The sequence below is a fragment of the Proteus sp. G2673 genome (genome assembly GCF_009915125.1).
Classification (GTDB): domain Bacteria; phylum Pseudomonadota; class Gammaproteobacteria; order Enterobacterales; family Enterobacteriaceae; genus Proteus; species Proteus penneri.
In genome coordinates this window covers 79,995-100,399 of sequence record NZ_JAABLT010000018.1, presented here as the reverse complement: position 1 = coordinate 100,399, position 20,405 = coordinate 79,995, and the positions used below count along the sequence as shown (strand labels likewise).

23 protein-coding genes are annotated in these 20,405 nt (G+C 40.1%); 6 read left to right on the top strand and 17 right to left on the bottom strand.

Annotated elements, in window-relative coordinates:
* Nucleotides 1-10 precede the first annotated feature (10 nt).
* Nucleotides 11-637: a peptide-methionine (S)-S-oxide reductase MsrA gene (msrA, locus tag GWI59_RS09040; protein ID WP_202608833.1), complete on the top strand. Its 627-nt coding sequence runs from the start codon at nt 11-13 to the stop codon at nt 635-637.
* Nucleotides 638-787: 150 nt separating this feature from the next.
* Nucleotides 788-2,173: a hemolysin family protein gene (locus tag GWI59_RS09035; RefSeq protein ID WP_072064569.1), complete on the top strand. Its 1,386-nt coding sequence runs from the start codon at nt 788-790 to the stop codon at nt 2,171-2,173.
* A gap of 79 nt (nt 2,174-2,252) precedes the next feature.
* Here the strand turns inward: GWI59_RS09035 and GWI59_RS09030 are convergent, their stop codons facing one another.
* Nucleotides 2,253-2,459: a DUF1107 domain-containing protein gene (locus tag GWI59_RS09030; RefSeq protein WP_006535730.1), complete on the bottom strand. Its 207-nt coding sequence runs from the start codon at nt 2,457-2,459 to the stop codon at nt 2,253-2,255.
* A gap of 282 nt (nt 2,460-2,741) precedes the next feature.
* Between GWI59_RS09030 and GWI59_RS09025 the strand changes: the two genes are divergently transcribed.
* Nucleotides 2,742-3,302 carry a YtfJ family protein gene (locus tag GWI59_RS09025; protein WP_161669366.1) on the top strand — a complete coding sequence of 187 codons (561 nt, stop codon included), beginning with the start codon at nt 2,742-2,744 and terminating at the stop codon, nt 3,300-3,302.
* A gap of 53 nt (nt 3,303-3,355) precedes the next feature.
* On the opposite strand, the gene cysQ is transcribed toward GWI59_RS09025, so the two are convergent.
* The gene (gene cysQ / locus GWI59_RS09020) at nt 3,356-4,096 is read right to left on the bottom strand and encodes a 3'(2'),5'-bisphosphate nucleotidase CysQ (RefSeq protein ID WP_006535732.1); all 741 of its coding nucleotides are present in this window, start codon (nt 4,094-4,096) and stop codon (nt 3,356-3,358) included.
* 142 nt (nt 4,097-4,238) lie between these two features.
* The gene (locus tag GWI59_RS09015; RefSeq protein ID WP_006535733.1) at nt 4,239-4,859 is read right to left on the bottom strand and encodes a peptidylprolyl isomerase; all 621 of its coding nucleotides are present in this window, start codon (nt 4,857-4,859) and stop codon (nt 4,239-4,241) included.
* Nucleotides 4,860-5,133: 274 nt separating this feature from the next.
* Between GWI59_RS09015 and GWI59_RS09010 the strand changes: the two genes are divergently transcribed.
* On the top strand, nt 5,134-6,582 hold the full coding sequence (locus tag GWI59_RS09010; RefSeq protein ID WP_161670986.1) for an NAD-dependent succinate-semialdehyde dehydrogenase: 1,449 nt from the start codon (nt 5,134-5,136) through the stop codon (nt 6,580-6,582).
* Nucleotides 6,583-6,720: 138 nt separating this feature from the next.
* Here GWI59_RS09010 and zinT read toward each other — a convergent pair whose 3' ends face one another.
* Genes zinT through GWI59_RS08995 form a run of 3 tightly spaced genes read right to left on the bottom strand, consistent with a single transcriptional unit; the run spans nt 6,721 to nt 7,757 of the window.
* Complete coding sequence (zinT, locus tag GWI59_RS09005; RefSeq protein WP_072064573.1) at nt 6,721-7,368, bottom strand: metal-binding protein ZinT; 648 nt, start codon at nt 7,366-7,368, stop codon at nt 6,721-6,723.
* A 4-nt stretch (nt 7,369-7,372) separates the two neighbouring features.
* Complete coding sequence (gene ykgO, locus GWI59_RS09000; RefSeq protein WP_006535739.1) at nt 7,373-7,498, bottom strand: type B 50S ribosomal protein L36; 126 nt, start codon at nt 7,496-7,498, stop codon at nt 7,373-7,375.
* A 10-nt stretch (nt 7,499-7,508) separates the two neighbouring features.
* A complete protein-coding gene (locus GWI59_RS08995) occupies nt 7,509-7,757 on the bottom strand; it encodes a type B 50S ribosomal protein L31 (RefSeq protein WP_072064574.1) in 249 nt (82 codons plus the stop codon).
* Nucleotides 7,758-7,992: 235 nt separating this feature from the next.
* Here GWI59_RS08995 and GWI59_RS08990 point away from each other — a divergent pair, with 235 nt between their 5' ends.
* Nucleotides 7,993-9,687: a hypothetical protein gene (locus tag GWI59_RS08990; RefSeq protein WP_161724504.1), complete on the top strand. Its 1,695-nt coding sequence runs from the start codon at nt 7,993-7,995 to the stop codon at nt 9,685-9,687.
* Nucleotides 9,688-9,740: 53 nt separating this feature from the next.
* Nucleotides 9,741-10,403: a LysM-like peptidoglycan-binding domain-containing protein gene (locus GWI59_RS08985; RefSeq protein WP_161724502.1), complete on the top strand. Its 663-nt coding sequence runs from the start codon at nt 9,741-9,743 to the stop codon at nt 10,401-10,403.
* Between the two features lie 82 nt (nt 10,404-10,485).
* Here the strand turns inward: GWI59_RS08985 and rplI are convergent, their stop codons facing one another.
* The 11 genes from rplI to hflK form a co-directional block, all read right to left on the bottom strand.
* Entirely contained in the window at nt 10,486-10,935 is a 450-nt protein-coding gene (rplI, locus tag GWI59_RS08980) for a 50S ribosomal protein L9 (protein WP_023583606.1), read from the bottom strand.
* 40 nt (nt 10,936-10,975) lie between these two features.
* Nucleotides 10,976-11,203 (bottom strand): 30S ribosomal protein S18, encoded by a 228-nt coding sequence (gene rpsR, locus GWI59_RS08975; protein WP_000135199.1) that lies wholly within the window; start codon nt 11,201-11,203, stop codon nt 10,976-10,978.
* A 4-nt stretch (nt 11,204-11,207) separates the two neighbouring features.
* Complete coding sequence (gene priB / locus GWI59_RS08970; RefSeq protein ID WP_006535746.1) at nt 11,208-11,528, bottom strand: primosomal replication protein N; 321 nt, start codon at nt 11,526-11,528, stop codon at nt 11,208-11,210.
* Nucleotides 11,529-11,536: 8 nt separating this feature from the next.
* Complete coding sequence (rpsF, locus tag GWI59_RS08965; RefSeq protein ID WP_006535747.1) at nt 11,537-11,935, bottom strand: 30S ribosomal protein S6; 399 nt, start codon at nt 11,933-11,935, stop codon at nt 11,537-11,539.
* Between the two features lie 162 nt (nt 11,936-12,097).
* A complete protein-coding gene (gene rlmB / locus GWI59_RS08960) occupies nt 12,098-12,841 on the bottom strand; it encodes a 23S rRNA (guanosine(2251)-2'-O)-methyltransferase RlmB (RefSeq protein WP_006535748.1) in 744 nt (247 codons plus the stop codon).
* 89 nt (nt 12,842-12,930) lie between these two features.
* The gene (gene rnr / locus GWI59_RS08955; RefSeq protein WP_115065035.1) at nt 12,931-15,420 is read right to left on the bottom strand and encodes a ribonuclease R; all 2,490 of its coding nucleotides are present in this window, start codon (nt 15,418-15,420) and stop codon (nt 12,931-12,933) included.
* 39 nt (nt 15,421-15,459) lie between these two features.
* Complete coding sequence (gene nsrR, locus GWI59_RS08950) at nt 15,460-15,888, bottom strand: nitric oxide-sensing transcriptional repressor NsrR (RefSeq protein ID WP_036914714.1); 429 nt, start codon at nt 15,886-15,888, stop codon at nt 15,460-15,462.
* Between the two features lie 427 nt (nt 15,889-16,315).
* Nucleotides 16,316-17,614: an adenylosuccinate synthase gene (locus GWI59_RS08945; RefSeq protein WP_006535751.1), complete on the bottom strand. Its 1,299-nt coding sequence runs from the start codon at nt 17,612-17,614 to the stop codon at nt 16,316-16,318.
* Between the two features lie 102 nt (nt 17,615-17,716).
* Nucleotides 17,717-17,887, bottom strand: coding sequence for a hypothetical protein (locus GWI59_RS17410; protein ID WP_164525857.1), 171 nt, complete (start codon nt 17,885-17,887; stop codon nt 17,717-17,719).
* 185 nt (nt 17,888-18,072) lie between these two features.
* Nucleotides 18,073-19,077, bottom strand: coding sequence for a protease modulator HflC (gene hflC, locus GWI59_RS08940; RefSeq protein WP_006535753.1), 1,005 nt, complete (start codon nt 19,075-19,077; stop codon nt 18,073-18,075).
* A gap of 2 nt (nt 19,078-19,079) precedes the next feature.
* On the bottom strand, nt 19,080-20,357 hold the full coding sequence (hflK, locus tag GWI59_RS08935) for an FtsH protease activity modulator HflK (RefSeq protein WP_072064579.1): 1,278 nt from the start codon (nt 20,355-20,357) through the stop codon (nt 19,080-19,082).
* Between the last annotated feature and the right edge of the window lie 48 nt (nt 20,358-20,405).

Below are 20,405 nucleotides of genomic sequence, written 5' to 3'. Positions count from 1 at the left end.
GGAGTCTACCTTGCAACATAAACCTTACCAACCAGAGAATGCCTTAAGGGGTACTTCGACACCATTAGAAATATCTGCTAATCATGCAGTAAATGGGCATTCTATTAATGATATTCCAGCTAATATGGATATTGCTTATTTTGCGATGGGCTGTTTTTGGGGGGTTGAACGTCTATTTTGGCAACAACAGGGCGTTTACTCAACAAGTGCGGGTTATAGCGGTGGTGTAACAGAAAATCCTACCTACCAACAAGTTTGCCAAGGTTTAACGGGTCATAGTGAAGTGGTGAGAGTTGTTTTTGACCCCGCAATAATTAGCTACCAACAACTTCTGGCTCTTTTTTGGGAAAATCATAATCCATCACAAGGTATGCGCCAAGGTAATGATATTGGTAGCCAATATCGCTCGGCAATTTACACAGTTAATGCAGAGCAATATGCGCAAGCTATTGAGTCCAAAAAACGTTATCAACAAGCGATGAATGCCCAAGGCGCAACAACGGAAATTACGACAGAAATACAACCGGCGGGTCCTTTTTATTTTGCTGAAGATTACCACCAGCAATATTTATACAAAAAACCACAAGGTTACTGTGGATTAGGCGGGATAGGTATCTGTTTTCCACCCGAAAAGTAACACTAGCAGAAAATAGCAGGGCGATGATATAATTTCGCCCTCTTATCTGTCTTTGTGAATAATTTCATCACAATATATTGATTTATCTTCTATTTTTAACACTCTAGTATTACCCTTTGGATTAAATACTCGGGGTGATGTGAGCCTTATATGCTTAATAGTTTACTCATTGTGCTTTTGCTTTGTGCTATCAGCGCCTTTTTTTCGCTGTCTGAAATCTCTCTTGCTGCTTCTCGTCGAATTAAACTCAAACAACTTGTTGATGAAGGCAATATTAACGCTGCCCGCGTCTTAAAAATGCAAGAAATGCCAGGCATGTTTTTTACTGTCGTTCAAATAGGATTAAATGCTGTTGCCATTTTAGCGGGTATCGTTGGTGAGTCTGCATTCTCCCCTTCACTAAAAAGTTTCTACCTACAATTTTTTGAAGAGCCTCTCGCCCAACAGCTTGGATCTATCTGTTCTTTTATTATTGTCACATCAATGTTTATTTTGCTGGCTGACTTAACCCCAAAACGTATTGGTATGATTAAGCCTGAAGCTATCGCATTAAGAATTGTGAATCCAATGCGTTTCTGCCTTGCTTTCTTCCGCCCTTTGGTGTGGTTATTTAATGGTATGGCAGATCTCATCTTCAAGTTATTTAAAATCCCAATGGTCAGAAATGAAGACATCACTTCTGATGATATTTTTGCCATTGTAGAAGCCGGTGCTGTTGCTGGGGTTTTACGTAAACAAGAGCATGAGTTGATTGAAAATGTCTTTGAATTAGAATCTCGTACTGTACCATCCGCAATGACACCACGAGAAGATGTAGTCTATTTTGATCGTGAAGAGACTGAAAATGATATCAAAGAAAAAATTGCTACTCAGCCCCACTCTAAATTTTTAGTTTGTGAAGGGGATATTGACCATATTATTGGTTATGTAGATTCTAAAGAGCTTCTTAATCGCGTTATTAACGGACAAAGCCTAAATCTCAATGAAGGTGTTCATATTCGTAAAGCGCTGATTATTCCTGACACATTAACGCTTTCAGATATGTTGGAAAGCTTTAAAACATCCGGTGAAGACTTTGCCATTATCCTTAATGAATACGCCATGGTAATGGGCGTTATTACACTAAATGACGTGATGACAACCTTAATGGGTGATTTGATTGGACCCGGACAAGAAGAACAAATTGTGAGCCGTGATGAGCATTCATGGTTAGTTGAAGGCGGTACGCCAATTGATGATGTGATGCGTGTACTTGATATCGACGATTTCCCTGATTCAAGTAACTACGAAACAATCGCTGGTTTTATGATGTATCGTTTACGTAAAATTCCTAAACGTACTGATTATGTGAAGTTTTCAGGATATAAGTTTGAGGTTGTCGATATTGATAATTACAAAATAGATCAATTGCTTGTAACAAAAATTGATGATATCCCTCCTGTTAAACCTGTTTTACAAGAACATGTTCCTGTTACACAGACGACTACAACAGAAGTAGATACTCAAAAAAATGAGAATGATAAAGTAGCTAATTGATTAGTAACTCTTTGTAATTAATAACTGAGTCTTATCTAAATTATTAGAACAAAAGACTCAGTTATCTATCAGATAAAAGTTAGCCCATTTCTGCTTTCAGTAAAACGACCTGCTGGTTCACTTCACTCATGACATTAAAATGTAGCTTATCTCTTATTTTTGGTAATAAAATTTTACCGTAATCGAATTCAAATGCACCCATTCCTTTGATATAAAACCGTCCACGAAATAACGTCTTAACGTAGAGAGCAATTTTTTCAGGGTTATAGCGATTGAAGATTTTCATCTTTCAGTTGTCTCCCATGCTCGTTGTTGAGTTTAATAAGTCATAAAGACTTATCTTTATATATCAAATTTAAAGACCTAATTATAAGTACTAGGTTCCACTTATTTAGTTTTCTTATCTATTTTTACATTTATTGACAGTAAAGAATATAAATAAAGATAGCATGCGCATTATTTTACCCACTCAATGTTAAATAAATGTATCAGTGATGAGGTATTATTCTTCACTAGCTTCTATGCTTAGATAGAATCTAACGTCGATTTCAATAATAGGACAATGGCTATGCACAAAATAACCTTAGCTGCTCTTTTACTTAGTACATCCACATGGGCATTCGCACATAACATCACCGAAAATACAATCCTTCCCGCTGTTACAATCAATGATAAAGGTGAGCTACTTTATGACACAACCAAAGATAAGTTTAGCTACCAAAATTGGAATAGTGGTCTGCTCAGTGGAAAAGTGCGTACTGTTCAACATATAGCAGGACGTAGCAAAGCGAAAGAGATGAATGCGCCGTTTATTGAAGCGGTAAAACTAGCTAAATTCCCACATGCCAGTTATCAAACTACAACGATTATTAATACTGACGATGCTGTATTTGGCACAGGCCCATTCGTTCGTGGCAGCGTTGAAGACAGTAAAAAAGAATTTCCTTGGTCACAATTTATTGTTGATGCCGATGGCGCAGCATTAAAAGGCTGGGGATTAGAAAAAGAGAGTTCAGCGATTATTGTTTTAGATAAACAAGGCAAAGTCCGTTTCGTCAAAGAAGGCGTATTAAGCGGCGCGGAAATTACGTCTGCTATCAACCTCATCAACGACTTAATTAAAGAATAATTTCTGAATCAGAGCCCTTCTAAAACAAAGGGCTCCAATTTCATAAAGCGGTACTAAAAGATAGAGACTCGAAATCCCGGATTTATTAGCGACTCTTTTGGCGAGTAATCTAACGTTACCCCTTTCCAATCCGTAACATGGGCGCCAGCTGCAATCGCAATAGCATGGCCTGCTGCAGTATCCCATGTATGCGTAGGTCCAAAGCGAGGATAAAGCTGTGCTTTACCTTCAGCGACTAAACAAAACTTCAAAGATGAACCAACGGCGACCGTTTGATGTTCACCTAGCTGTGATAAATATTCTTTTAATTCATCATCTTGATGAGAACGACTAATCACGATCACGGGTGGCTCAGCACGACTTGCATGAATGGGTAATCGCTGACCACACTCCTCTTTCCACGCTTTTTTATTGGCAGCCGCATATAACACATTTTGCACTGGTGCATAGACGACCCCTAAAACCGGAATACCCTTTTCGATTAAAGCGATATTTACCGTAAATTCACCATTTTTACTGATAAATTCTTTAGTGCCATCTAATGGATCAATTAGCCAATAGCGATCCCAATGACGGCGAACTTCCCATTCAGGTGGATCTTCTTCAGATAATTGAGGTATATCAGGAGCAATAGAAGCAAGTCCTTGTTTGATAATTTGGTGAGCGGCTAAATCTGCTTCTGTAACAGGTGAATTATCACTTTTTTCCTGTACTTGGATAGGCTCTGATTGCTGGTAAATTTGCATTATCGCCATACCTGCTTGGCGGGCTAATTTGCTGACTTGTTCTAACATAATGCACCTCGCTTATTTCTATAAGTAGATAACATCTCTTATAAAAATCAATTATCCTACTGTCTATTCATTTTAGTCCAGAGACAAAAATAGCCGGCAAAACCGGCTATTTTTTTACTCTGATTTACAGCAGAATAAGAAATTATAAAATTTCTAATAATTCTACTTCAAATACTAATGTTGCGAATGGAGGAATAGCCGCCCCAGCTCCACGTTCGCCATAAGCTAATTGGTAAGGAATATATAATTCCCATTTTGAACCAACTGGCATTAATGTTAATGCTTCAATCCAGCCAGCGATAACACCATTTACTGGGAATTCAGCTGGTTGCCCACGTTGAACTGAGCTATCAAACACAGTACCATCAATTAAACGACCCGTGTAATGAACACGAACATGATCAGTACGCGCAGGGATTGCACCTTCACCGGCTGTCAGCACTTTGTACTGTAAGCCCGATTCTGTAACTTGAACACCTTCATTTTTCACATTTTCTTCTAAGAAGACTTTACCAGCATCAGCCAGCTCTGCTTGGCGTTCTTGACGCACAGCTTCCGCACGCTCGTGCATAGTACGTAAGGCATTGTGTAATGTTTCAACAGGTACAGAAGGTGCATTACCTTCTAATGCATCGGTCAAGCCAGCTAACAGTGCTGCGGGCTCTAATCCTTGAAGACCTGATTCAGTCAGTTGTTGACCGACTTGCAGACCAATACCGTAACTTGCCTGTGATTCGATAGAATCAAATGATGGTTTTGACATGAAAAATACCTGTTTTTTATGAAAGTTAGATCCAAGAATAACAGTGGTAAGGTACAGCGTAAACCTTCAGCCTTAAGTAATGGGGATTATTCGTTAAAAACCTAAATAATTGACTCTATTTATCCTGTCTTTAGTACTTTTTTAGTGTGATTTGTCATACTTATTTTCACAACATCGCAACACAGGCATATACTTATACGTAGGCATAAAACTGCCTAGCTCTGTTAATCCAGAGCTAAATATCAATATACAGAGATGTTCAGAGAGGTATTAAGTGAAAATAACTGCAAATCCCTATTTCCGCGAACAAGGCTATATTGATGGTCTGTGGTGTAATGCTAAAAACAACGAAACTGTTGATGTTATCGATCCTGCCACGGGTACTTTACTGGGTACCGTACCCAATATGGCAACACAAGAAGCAATAATGGCTGTTGATGCTGCACAAAAAGCCTTACCAAAATGGCGTGCACTGACAGCACATCAGCGCGGAGCATTGTTGCAAAATTGGTTTAAATTAATTATTGAAAACAAAAGAAAACTTGCTGAATTAATGACATTCGAGCAAGGCAAACCCGTTGCTGAAGCTGAAGGTGAAATTACTTATGCGGCTTCTTTTATTGAGTGGTTTGCTGAACAAGGTAAAAGAACCAACGGTGAAATCATTCCTTCACCTTCTGCGGATAAACGTTTGATGGTGATCAAACAAGGTATCGGCGTTTGTGCCGCCATCACGCCTTGGAATTTTCCGGCGGCGATGATCACCCGTAAAGCCGCGCCTGCATTAGCTGCGGGTTGTACAATGGTGATTAAACCTGCCAATGAAACACCTTATACTGCACTAGCTTTAGCTGAATTAGCGGCTCAAGCGGGTATCCCCGCCGGTGTTATTAATATTGTCACAGGTGATGCGATTAAAATTGGCGAAGTCTTTACCTCTGATAACCGTGTTCGCAAATTAAGTTTTACAGGCTCTACGGGGGTTGGACGTTTATTAATGCGCCAGTGCTCGGATAGCGTAAAAAAAGTCTCTTTAGAGTTAGGTGGTAATGCACCCTTTATCGTGTTTAACGATGCTGATATTGATAAAGCGGTTGAAGGTGCTATGGGGGCAAAATTCCGTAATGCAGGACAAACTTGTGTTTGCGCTAACCGTTTTTATATTCATAAAGATGTTTATCAACAATTTAGCGAGCGCTTTGTTGATGCGGTTAAAAAACTTAAAGTGGGAAATGGTTTTGAAGAAGGTGTCTCTATTGGACCTCTGATTAACCGCAAAGCCGTTGAGAAATCACAATCATTACTTGCTGACACACTAAAACGCGGTGCAACACTGCTTTGTGGTGGAGAAAGTGATAACGCAGGTGAAAACTTTTTCCAGCCTACTGTTGTTGGTAATGTACCTACTGATAGCCATATTCTTGAAGAAGAAATATTTGGCCCTGTCGCACCTTTAGTGATTTTTGAACATGAAGATGAAGTGGTACATTTAGCCAATAACACCATTTATGGCTTAGCTGCTTATTTTTATAGTGAAAATCCACAGCGTATTTGGCGCGTTGCTGAAAATTTAGAATATGGCATGGTGGGGATTAACACGGGGTTAATTTCTAATGAAGTTGCACCATTTGGTGGTATCAAACAATCAGGTTTAGGTCGTGAAGGCTCTGAGCACGGGATTGAAGACTATATGGAAATGAAGTACCTCTGCCAAGGGTTATAATCTTTAACGCTATTTATAAAAGTAAGTCAGCATGGATGCTACTGCTTTTTCCTTTTTTATCATTATTTTTAAAGAAAAATACCCTCGATAATAACCAAGGGTATAAGATGTCAGCCCAATATTCTTATCAATAAGTTATCAGTGATAAAGCATTTCGTGAACAATATCATCTGCTTTCATTGAATAAGGGTAATATGTTGGCCAGTTACTTAGCTCTTTAAGTAATTCATCTTGCGATGTATTGCCCATATATAAATGGAAGTGCCCCGCTTTCTCTGGTGCAATAATGTGGTCGCTAAATTGAATAAATTTGGGCGCTTGGCTTTTGGCATCATCACAGCGAAAAAGATAACGTACTCCTTTTTTACCAGACTCATAATGTAGAATACGATAACCATCATAGTGATATTCACAGCTATCTACGTTCTCACCACGATGGAACTCAATAATATTGTTTTCAATACCAATCATATCCACATCCGTTTTATAGCCTTGTGTATAGTAAGCGCGGTACTCCTCAACCGTTTTATCCTTTTTGGTTTCTGCTTTTTTCTGTAAAACCTCATCTAATTCGCCACTGAGAAGATAAGGCTCTACAGATTGCCATACACCTTCCCAATCACTGAGTTGGCGATCAAGCACATCCTTATCCTCAAAAATACCATTAGCAGCATCTCGTTGTGATTGTGTTTGTACTTTTTCATGATGATGCCCATGAGCCAAAACAGACATCGCACTACTCAATAGTCCCATAATCAAAACACAAGAAAGTATCGGTCTTTGCATGATGTTACCCCTGAACTGCTTTAAAACGTGGATTTGACTTACAAATCACATAAAGACGACCACGGCGACGCACAACCTTACAATCTGGATGACGTTGTTTAGCACTTTTTAATGAGCTTAATACCTGCATTATCTCTTCCTTACTTAATAAATTGACCAAAACGTTTATTAAAACGTGCCACATTACCTTCTTGAGAATGTGTCTTTTGTTTACCGGTATAAAATGGGTGTGATTGAGAGGAAACATCTAATGTCACATAAGGGTATATTTGCCCTTCATACTCTATTGTTTTTTCCGTTTGGATGGTTGAACCCACTTTAAAATAAGCATCTGCACTAGTGTCATGAAAAATCACTGTTCGATATTGAGGGTGAATACCTAGTTTCATAATAAACCCCATTTGTTTGTTATGTTATATTGTAACAAATTAGAATTGTGCTAATGTAGCGCTTTTTTATTTTATTGACCAGTTTTTTTTGATTTGTTTTTCTATTTCAAGAAAGAAAGTATGCTTTTGAGAGGGATTTTTTAAGTGATATAAATGGATTTTTTGGCTTTTTTTATCCAGTTTTCCTATTTTCCGCTAAAGTTATACTAAGATGGAAAAACAAATAGGATTTATTATGACTCATTGGCGCGATAAGCTTTTCAGTAAGTCACTTCTGTCTATTGATCGTCATATAGACTTTCCTAATGTTTTTCCTACTTCTACCCCTTCGCTTTTTTCACTATTAACTCCTTATGAAATAGGCGATGTGCCTTTACCTGATGAATTAAATCTATTGTCAGAAAGTCACTTAAAAGAAAAATCAAATAATGAATCTATTCCTTTCAGTTGGTCAGCAGGTGCTCGCGAAGGCATTATTCTGCATCAACGGATAGGTCGCGCGATCGAACAGCAACCTTCACAACAATCATGTGAGGAATTTGTCCTCTCACTCTATAACGCAATCAAACATGTTGTGCTTTTACCCGATAAAGATCATATCACTTCTTTTTATGCAATAGCCTGTCAGGATAAACTCGCCCCGATAACTTATCTATCCCAATTGATCGACCAAATAGAACAAGATGAAGTACTGGTTAAAAATGAGATCTATTTTCAGTTGATCTTATGGATCTTAAAACTGAGCCCTGATAAAAATCCCGTTAAAATCGCTTTAGGATTGTTAAGATCATTTCATGATAATACTTCTCAACATTTGCTTTTATTGTTTGCTCTTCATCCTGAATTTACACTTTATGCTATCCGCTCACTAAAACAGCGTCTTTCTTGCGAAGAGTTTGAGCCTTTTTTATATTCCCTTGGTCAGCGAACCAAAGGCTGGGGACGTATTCAATTTATTGAATATCTGCCAACAGCACTTTCGGTAAATAACCGTTATTGGTTACTCACTGAAGGCTATAAAAATAATGTAATGACAGAATATGTCGCCTATGACTGTGTAACGAAAGGCAAACTATTAGAGATGCTTCATACGCATCCTTTGGATAACACACTGCTACTAGGTTGTAGTGATTTATTGCGTGCATTAATTAATGGTGGCCCAGCAAAAGATATTTATGATTACATTGAGGGTGTCCACGTTTGCAAAGCGTTTATTTCACAAGTCGATGCACTGCCACCGAAAGAGCTAAAATTGCTTCATTGTGTTTGTGAAATCGCTGATTTTGTACAGAATAGTGGTGAAGATTGGTTATTACTCGAAACATTAGGATGGGATGACCACGTCCAACAGCAAATTATGTCTGTTTCACAAAATATTATTCAAAAACCAGAGTGGTCAACACTCATTATTGAAGCATTACAACATCCCTCCCGCTCAAAAAATTACCAAGCAAGTTTGGTAGCAAAATCTCTTCGTCTTGATATTTGGGAATTGCTTTTTTCACCGCAAAAAGATAATCCCAATGCTGATTGGTGGCATCAGTTAATGCAAACAGATGCTTCTCATAAAATAGAAAGAGTAGTCAAACTTGCAGAACAACAAATTGCATTAACAGCATTAGATAGCACAGATGATCCATTAATAACTATCTACTCTGAATATCAGTCTCATCATGCCGTTGAATATATTATGCAAGATCTTGGTGGTTTTCCCGGTATCGGCTGGTCACTCATCAAACGGCAGTTACATAGCCCAATATTGCGTGATAGAAATATGGCACTGAATGTTCTTTCAACATGGTCTGACACATTATTACCTCATGATCTTTATGGTGAATTAACACAAGCCTTAACCATAGAAACCGATAAAAATGCTTATCAACGTATGAAGCTATTTTTAGTTAACCATCAAGGAAATGAAGAATATTAATGGTTAGAGCGAATAGATAATTCTGAAAAGAATTCAGGGAGCAGGTTAGGATCATGGTTCGTGCTAGTATGGCTACAAGGAATAAAAAAGATGTTACAGAAATTCATAATACTGATTCACAGATCAATAATGAGGTGAATATGGGCAAATTCCCTGGCTTACATCGTCGAGCAATACTCGTTATTGCTATTGCTTTATTGGTCGTGTTTTTTTGGCCAACAAGTGAGAATAATGGTGAGCCGCCTCAACCGTCATCATCGACGCATGATCTTCCTGTACCAATAGCGCCTACCAATGATCCGGTGTATCAAGCACCGATCCCTCAAGCACAAGATAGCTTAAATGCCGATCCAGAGGTTTCTCCATCAATAGATAACCCAACGGAAAATGATCCCGAGGGAACGGTTGCTCAAACGACGCCACCACAAGACACTCAATCAACACCAGCGCAAAAAACATGGCAAACCTACACTATCAAAGAAGGACAAACCTTAGCGCAACTTTTTAGAGACAATCAACTTCCTGTCAATGATGCATTTTCTATGGCGAAATCAGAAGACCAACAAAAATCATTAAGCCAATTGCGCTCAGGGCAAACTATTCGTTTACAGCGCAATCCGCAAGGTGATGTTAGCATGCTAGAAGTGACAAATAGCGCCGGTACTGTTATCACTTACACTCGTTTAAGTGATGGAAGTTATTACCGTACACCATAGTAGAAGAGCATTTATTCTCCCCAAAAAAAACGCCAGCTAAGCTGGCGTTTTTCTTTATCAACATTAACTGTTTAATCAGAGATTATTCAGCAACGATGATAACATTCAGTTCAGCGAATACGTCACTGTGAACTTGGAAGTGAACTTCGTGGTCACCAGTAGTACGCAGAACGCCATTTGGCAGGCGAACTTCGCTCTTACACATTTCAACGCCAGCTGCAGTTACTGCATCAGCGATGTCACGAGTACCGATTGAACCAAACAGTTTACCTTCGTCACCCGCTTTAGAGCTGATAGTGACAGAACCCAGTGCATTGATCTTCGCTGCACGAGCTTCAGCTGCTGCTAAAGTTTCAGCTAATTTAGCTTCTAACTCAGCACGACGCGCTTCGAAAAACTCGATGTTTTTCTTAGTCGCAGAAACAGCTTTACCCTGTGGGATTAAATAGTTACGAGCATAGCCCGATTTTACGTTAACCTGATCACCCAGGCTACCTAGATTCGCTACTTTATCAAGCAGAATAATTTGCATTACCTTATCCTCTACAAGTCATTAATGGACTATATACCTATTACTGATGACGATCAGTATAAGGTAATAAAGACAGGTAGCGTGCGCGCTTGATAGCACGAGCCAGCTGACGCTGGTATTTTGCACGAGTACCGGTGATACGACTTGGTACAATTTTACCACTTTCAGTGATATAGTTTTTCAGCGTAGCGATATCTTTATAATCGATCTCTTGTACGCCTTCTGCTGTGAAACGGCAGAACTTACGACGACGGAAATAACGTGCCATATGGCTAGTCTCCAGAATCTATCAATTCAATCTGCTCGGCATGAAGCACCAATTTAAATAATCCATTTCGCGCCTGATGGCTACTAATGAATCCTGAAACGGTGATTTGGCTGCCGACCGTTATACTGTGAGTAACTGCTTGTAACGCTTTCCCGCTAGCAATAATGGGCATTCGGCACCATGATTGTCTTTTTAATCCCGCCTCTTCTTGTATTGAACGATGTTCAATAACAAATTGACAGTGCGGGATCCCAGCGGGGCTAACTTTTCGTATTAATGCTTTGCACACTGTGCCAGTTAGCACCAAATGATTATTAGCCGTCACAGCACTAATTACTCTTCAGAATCCTCTGCTACATCATCAACTTCTTCTTCACCATCTAGGTCATCAGCGATATCACGACGGCGTTCGTCTTTTGCTTTAACCATTGGAGAAGCTTCAGTTACTGCGTGTTTAGTACGCATAATCATGTTGCGGAGAACGGCATCGTTGAAACGGAAAGTAGTTTCCAGTTCATCAATCACTTCCTGCGGAGCTTCAACGTTCATCAGAACGTAGTGTGCTTTGTGCAGTTTGTTGATTGGATAAGCTAATTGACGACGACCCCAGTCTTCTAGACGGTGGATCTGACCATTTGCATTAGTGATAGCGGTTTTATAACGCTCGATCATGCCCGGAACTTGTTCGCTCTGGTCAGGATGAACCATAAAAACGATTTCGTAATGACGCATTTGATATTGCTCCTTACGGATTTATCAGCCTCCTGTCAGGGTCAGTCACCACCCATGGAGGCAAGGAACTTGTTTAGTTGTGACTGAAAAAATTGACGCGTAACTATACCCCCGCGGTCAATAAAACTCAAGGGAGTATAGAGAATAAAATAAACTAAACGATTATTTCACAATAATACGCTGGCGCATCGCTTCAAATAAACAAACACCAGTTGCGACAGAAACGTTGAGCGAAGACACCGTACCCGCCATTGGAATACTGATCAGTTCATCACAATGCTCACGTGTTAAACGACGCATACCTTCACCTTCAGCACCCATCACTAATGCCATTGGGCCAGTAAGTTTGCTTTGATATAAAGTATGATCTGCTTCGCCTGCTGTGCCGACAATCCAAACATTCTCTTCTTGCAGGAAACGTAATGTACGAGCAAGGTTAGTCACTTTAATTAAAGGAACGCTTTCTGCTGCACCACAAGCCACTTTTTTCGCTGTTGCATTTAATTGTGCAGAACGATCTTTAGGTACGATAACAGCGTGTACACCCGCAGCATCTGCGCTACGCAAACAAGCCCCTAAATTATGGGGATCAGTAACACCGTCTAGCACTAATAAGAAAGGTGTACCGACTTTAGCTAATAAGTCAGGTAAATCTTGTTCTTGATACTGACGACCTGGTTTCACTTTTGCAATAATACCTTGGTGAACAGCACCCTCTGTTTGGCTATCTAACCACTGACGATTAGCCACTTGAACTAAAATCCCCTGGGCTTCTAATTCATGAATAACGGGAGTTAAACGGCGGTCTTCACGCCCTTTTAATACATAAACTTCTTTAAAACGTGCAGGATCACGCTCAAGCAATGCTTTTACTGCGTGAATACCATAAATAATTTCTTCGCTCATAGCGGTACTTACTCATTAAAAAATAAAAGGCACAAAACAGATAAAAGGCGGAGTCTCCGCCTTTTAAAAAAGAACTAGAAGAACAAATCTTATGCTTTATCGCGTTTGGCAGCGCGCTTAGCTTTAAGCTTTGCTTCTATCTTTTTGGTTTGTGATGATGCTTTCTTGCGTTTACTGCTTGCTTTATCTTTAGCAACTTGGTCTTTTACAGCGCTGTCTTTGTTTGCATTACTTTTAGCTGATTTTCCTTTTTTAAAGGCGCTATCTGGCTCAAAGTTTTTATCTTTACTTGCATCACGACGTCGAGACTTACTAGAACTTGCGTTTCTCTTGTCTTTTTCACCCTTTAACCCGCGAACGCGTGCTGTTTTACCCGGGTTACGCGCGGTACGTGTTGTTGAAATTAAGGAGAAATCGATAGTACGTTCATCCATACTGACTGCTTCAACTTTAACTTCAACTTCATCACCAAGGCGATAGACTTGTCCTGAGGACTCACCAATTAAACGCTGCCCCACATTATCATATTGATAGTAATCATTATTTAATGTAGAAACATGTACCAAACCATCAATAAACAGATCATTTAAACGAACAAAGAAACCAAAGCCCGTTACGCTGGTGATTATACCGGTAAATTGTTGACCAATTTGATCCAGCATAAAGTCACATTTCAGCCAATCAGCCACATCTCTTGTTGCTTCATCAGCACGGCGTTCAGTTAAAGAACAGTGCTCGCCTAATTGCAACATGGTGTCCATATCACTATGGTAGCCACCTGTTGGGGTCCAACGCTGTGAGCCATGGCCTTCTTGTTTGGCAATTTGATATTTAATTGCACGGTGCAAAGCTAGGTCAGGATAACGACGAATTGGTGAGGTAAAGTGCGCATAAGATTTTAATGCTAAACCAAAGTGCCCACGGTTTTCAGGATCGTAAATCGCCTGCTTCATTGAGCGCAAAATCATGGTTTGTAGCATTTCACGATCAGGTCTGTCTTCAACCTCTTTCATGACTCGCGCATAATCTGCTGGCTCTGGCGTTAAGCCCCCTGGCAACGTTAAACCTAATTCATTAAAGACTGAACGTAAATTCAGTACGCTTTCTTCTTTCGGTTTATCATGAATACGATAAAGTGCAGGTTCTTCATTCTTCTCAACAAAACGAGCTGCAGCAATATTCGCTAAGATCATGCACTCTTCAATTAATTTGTGTGCATCGTTACGAACAACAGGCTCGATACGTTCAATACGACGCTCTGCATTGAAGATAAATTTCGCTTCTTCAGATTCAAACCCTATCGCACCACGTTGCTCACGCGCTTTATCAAGCGCTTGGTATAACTCATATAGATGTTCAATATCTTTAACGATAGGCTTATAGTGCGCACGTAGTTCTTCATCACCTTGAATAATTTTCCACACTTTGGTGTAGGTCATTCGAGCATGAGAACTCATCACTGCTTCATAAAATCTATAAGAAGAAAGGCGCCCTTGCTCAGAAACCGTCATCTCGCAGACCATACACAAACGGTCAACTTGTGGGTTTAATGAACATAATCCATTAGACAGAACTTCTGGCAACATCGGTACGACTTGAGAAGGGAAATAAACAGAGTTTCCTCGACTACGCGCTTCTGCATCTAATGCCGTCTGTGGACGCACATAGTAGCTAACATCAGCAATTGCAACCCATAAACGCCAGCCGCCACCCTTTTTACGTTGACAATAAACAGCGTCATCGAAATCTCGTGCATCTTCACCATCAATTGTGATTAAAGGCAAACCACGTAAATCAACACGGCCTTCTTTGGCAGATTCAGGCACTTCCTCTTTTAAATCAGCGACTTCTTTTGTGACTTTTGCAGGCCAAGTGTAAGGAATTTCATGGGTACGTAATGCGATCTCGACGGCAATACCCGTTCCCATCGTCTCACCTAAAATTTCGACAATACGACCTACGGCTTGAGTTCGTCGCGTTGGTCTTGTAGTGACTTCAACCACCACCACATTACCCATACGTGCACCCATGATATCTTCTTTAGGAATAAGAATATCAAAGCTTAAACGGCTATCATCAGGTACAACAAATCCCATACCTGACTCAATAAAATAGCGACCTACAATTTGATTATTTCGTGGTTCAATCACGCGAACAACACGACCTTCACGGCGCCCTTTTCTATCCATACCTAAAGGTTGAGCAAGGATAACATCGCCATGCATGGTTTTTTTCATTTCATCTTGTGAAAGGTAAAGATCATCTTTTTGACCTTCTGCACGTAAAAAACCATAACCATCACGGTGACCAATTACCTTTCCTTTCCATAAATCAAGGCGTTCAGGTAACGCGTAGCACTGGCGACGGGTAAAAACTAATTGACCATCACGCTCCATCGCTCTTAAACGACGACGTAATGCTTCTAAGTCTTCTTCACCTGAAATTTTTAACGCCTGTGCTAAATCTTCACGGCTCATGGGTGCCGTGCGTTTTTTCATTTCTTCTAAAATATATTCGCGACTAGCAATTGGAGAGGCGTATTTTTCTGCTTCTCTATCCTGAAAAGGATCTTTTGACATTATGACCTCCAAGCTATCAGATTTGATGAAATAGTAGACTCAAACATCTTCTAATAACAATTTATATAAGGAGCTATTATTTTCAACTAGCTCAGCGAGTGTGTGACGGTCTAACTCTTTCAAAAACTGCTCAATTGCCTGATTCAAGACCAGTTTTAGTCGACACGCAGGGGTAATGTGGCAAAACTCAGCACTACAGTTTACTAATGAAAGTGGCTCTAAAGCACGAACAACCTCACCCACAATGATGTCTGTTGCAGGCTTACCTAAACGGATCCCACCATTTTTACCACGAATAGCCTCAACAAAACCTAAGTGGCTAAGTTGATTAATAATTTTCACCATATGGTTACGCGAGACACCATAGACTTGTGTCACTTCCGTGATACTCGTCATTTTGCCTTCTGGCAATGAAGCCATATATATCAATGCCCGCAATCCATAATCTGTAAAACTGGTTAATTGCACAATGACCTCTGAAAAGTGGTTTTCCCTATTAAAGTCGTTAAGGGATAAGTAATTAGTAATGAGAATATCATTTTATTAAGCAATATTATGTTTAATTTTTGGACATTTAGCAAAGATATGCTCAAAAGTGAGTTATTTCCATCTCTCACTTGACTACTAACAAAATAATAGCGACATCATAGGCAAAGAAAAAGCGATACTGTCGATTTTCAACAGATCGCTTTTCTATTTCTTGCATTACAACAATAACATTGTCTTATTGTTTTTACGCATTACGGATAAAACAGAAGCAAAACCGAGTGTAAAGCTGTCTTATCTTATATGTGTAACGCGTATTTTTATCTCAATTTAACCAACAAACAGATACGAAAAAATCGCCCCTGTCATTTTCAGGGACGATTTTCACATCAAACGAATTTAATGCAGATTATGCATCAAATGGATGACGGAGAATGATGGTTTCTGAACGGTCTGGACCAGTAGAAACGATATCAACAGGAACACCTGTTAACTCTTCTACACGTTTGATGTAGTTCAGCGCCGCTTGTGGCAGTTGAGCGTGATCTTTCACACCAAAAGTACTTTCATTCCAACCTGGCATTGATTCATAGATAGGCTCGATACCTTCCCATTCATCAGCAGCTAAAGGTGTTGTATCAATGACTTCACCGTTTGGTAAGCGATAACCCACACACAGTTTCACTTCTTTCAAACCATCTAACACATCCAGTTTCGTCATGCAAAAACCAGACAGTGAGTTGATTTGAACAGCGCGACGAATAGCGACGATATCTAACCAACCAGTACGACGGCTACGACCCGTGGTTGCACCAAACTCTTGGCCTTTCTCACGTAAGAAGTCACCCACTTCATCAAACAATTCAGTTGGGAATGGACCTGCACCTACACGAGTAGAGTAAGCTTTGATGATCCCTAATACGTAACCAACATAACGAGGGCCTAAACCTGAACCTGTTGCTACACCACCTGCGGTTGTGTTTGAAGAGGTTACATACGGATAAGTACCGTGGTCGATGTCTAATAAAGTACCTTGTGCACCTTCAAACATCACTAACTCACCGTTTTGTGTTGCTTTGTACAGTAAGTCAGAAACATCAACAACCATACCTGTCAGAATATCAGCGATTGCCATGATATCGTCTAAGGTTTTTTGGTAATCAACAGGTTCAACTTTGTAGTAGTTAACCAGTTGGAAGTTATGGTATTCGATGATTTCTTTGAGTTTTTGTGCAAACGCTTTTTTATCAAACAGATCGCCAACACGTAAACCGCGACGAGCAACTTTATCTTCGTAAGCCGGACCGATACCACGGCCTGTTGTACCGATAGCTTTCTCACCACGCGCTTTCTCACGCGCATTATCTAATGCGATATGATAAGGAAGGATTAATGGGCAAGCTTCAGACAGAAGTAAACGAGAGCGAACAGGAATGCCACGATCTTCAAGTTGGGTCATTTCCTTCATCAGCGCTTCCGGTGATAACACGACACCGTTTGCTATGATGCTAACAACATTTTCACGGAGAATGCCTGATGGGATCAAATGAAGAACGGTTTTTTCACCGTCGATGACTAGAGTGTGGCCTGCGTTATGGCCACCTTGGTAGCGAACAACATACTTAGCGCGTTCTGTCAGCAAATCGACTATCTTGCCTTTGCCTTCGTCACCCCACTGGGTGCCCAATACGACAACGTTATTACTCATTTCAAAATACACTCGGTTGCTTAAAAAAGGATTCTACCATCTCAAATCAAGAGTTACAGTAGATTTTATCTAATTATGTCATCCCCGCTTTTAAGCAATAGATTATCTTGCCATTGTCAATATTTTTGCCCGAAAAATCCGCACCACAAACATATTGTGACTTTCATCAACAGTTTTGATCGCAAAAATAGGAAGCAGAGTGACATAAAAGTGAAAATGGCGAAGAAGACGCTTCGGAATTGCCGAAGGTTTATCTTGAAATGCAATTTTCACTTTATACTATCCCAGCTAAAACCATTTTGGAAACCATTAAGCATAAATTTTCATCTTTTTATGCACAATTATTTATTTCTTAGCTTGATTATTAGCATTAACTTATTAATATCCAAAAAAAATCCCCCACTTTTTAAAGATGGAGGATTTTATAATTTACTCAAACGGTTTAATACGTTTGGAAATTACTCTTCAATCGCTCGCGCTTTTGTTGGTGCTTTCATATAGCGTAAGAAATCGCTATCTGGGCTTAATACCATGACGTCATTGCCATCTTGGTTAAAGCTTTTCTCATAAGCACGTAAGCTACGAATAAAGGCATAGAAGTCTGGATCTTGGCTGAATGCATCAGCAAACAGTTTAGTTGCTTGGGCATCACCTTCACCGCGAAGACGTAAAGATTCACGCTCAGACTCAGCAAGTGTCTCTGTTACGGTTTTATCCGCAGCAGCACGAATTTTCACAGCTTGCTCTTGACCTTGTGAACGGTGACGACGAGCAACAGCTTCACGTTCTGCACGCATACGCTGATAAATCGCCTCAGAAACTTCCATAGGTAAGTTGATTTGCTTGATACGAACGTCAATCACTTCAATACCTAATGCCGCCATACTGTTCATATTGATAGCGGGAGCTTGACCTTTAGTTTCTTCAGCTACCTTCTTCGCTGCAATAGCAATAGCATCATCAGCAGCACTTGTATCACGAGAAGGTGTACCTTCATTCAGTGCATTACGAACATCAATGGTTAAACGACCACGAGAATCTGTAATAATTTGGTTTACGCTCATACGACCAATTTCTGAACGTAAACGGTCACTAAATTTGCGACGCAGCAAAGTTTCAGCTTGCGTTGTATTACCACCACCTGTTGCCAGATAGTAAGTACTGAAGTCACTGATACGCCATTTCAGATAAGAGTCAACTAATAAGTCTTTATTCTCACCGGATAAGAAGCGGTCTTGCTGGATATTCATAGTTTGAATACGCGCATCCAGTTTTTTCACATTCTCAATAAATGGAATTTTAAAGTGAAGACCTGGCTCATAAACAACCGGTTTATTTTCAGCATCACGTACCACTTTCGCAAAGCGTAAAATAATGCCACGCTCATACTGTTGAACGACAAATACAGAAGAGTACAACAACGCTAAAATAATAACTGCAACAACAGCGATAACTTTACGCATGATTATTGTCCTCCTTGATTATTGCCGTAAGGCTGACCATAACCGCCATTATTACTACTACCATATCCACCATTACCATAAGTCGTTGTTGCTGGTTTTTGTGTCGGTGTTGGATTTACAGTTGGAGCGGGTGTGTTGATACGAGCCGGCGCCTCAGGGGTTTTTGATACACCCGTATGAGATGGCTGACGTAGCATTTGCTCTAAAGGTAGCACTAACATGCTGTTGCCTTTATCATTAGCGATGACTTTACGTGTTTTGGATAGCACTTTTTCCATCGTTTCAATGTAAAGACGCTCGCGAGTAATTTCAGGAGCAGCACGATATTCAGGTAAGATTTTAGCAAAACTTGCTACCTCACCTTCTGCTTTCATCACCACACTGGTTTTATAAGCCGTCGCTTCTTCAATCATACGTTGTGCGTTACCTTTTGCTAACGGTAACACTTCATTTTTATAAGCTTCAGCTTGACGAATTGTTTTTTGTTCTTCTTCACGAGCCGCAATTACGTCATCAAATGCTGCTTTTACCGCTTCTGGTGGGCGCGCAACTTGGAAGTTGACGTCCACAATCGAGATACCCATGTTATAAGGGCGGATAGTCTCTTCTAATTCTTGACGTGTTTGGTCACGAATTTCTGAACGGTTTGAAGTCAGAATTTTTTCCATTTCTGAACGCCCAATAACACCACGTACAGCACTGTCAGTTGCCTGACCTAAGCTGTTAATTGGTGTTGTTAGGTTAAACAGGAATGTTTCTGGATCAGAGACAACATACTGCACGTTTATCTCAACTTGAACCATGTTTTCATCTGACGTTAACATCATGCCACCCGTAGTTAAATCACGGATAGTTTTTACGTTAACAGGCTGAACTTCATCAATAAAAGTCGGTTTCCAGTTCAGACCGGGTTCAACGATTTGGTAAAATTTACCAAAACGAGTCACTACGCCTTGCTCTGCCTCTTTGATGGTATAAAAACCACTTGCAGCCCAAACTACGACAACCGCACCTAATGCAAGAGAAATCAAAAGATTTCCAGCATTACCACGAGGCCCGCCATTTTGCCCAGAAGAGGAGTTCCCACCTTTTTTACCACCGAAACCACCAAGTTTTTCACTCAGTTTACGGAACATATCATCGAGATCTGATGCTCCACGATTCCGACCTCCTTGATTGCCGTTGGAGTTACCGTTACCATCGCCATTATTATTGCCGCTGTTTCGGTTACCCCACGGGTCGCGGTCTTGTCCGTTGTTACCGGGCTGATTCCACGCCATGTTCTAGCTCCATTATTATGATTAGATTTATCAGGCTTAAGAGCCGAT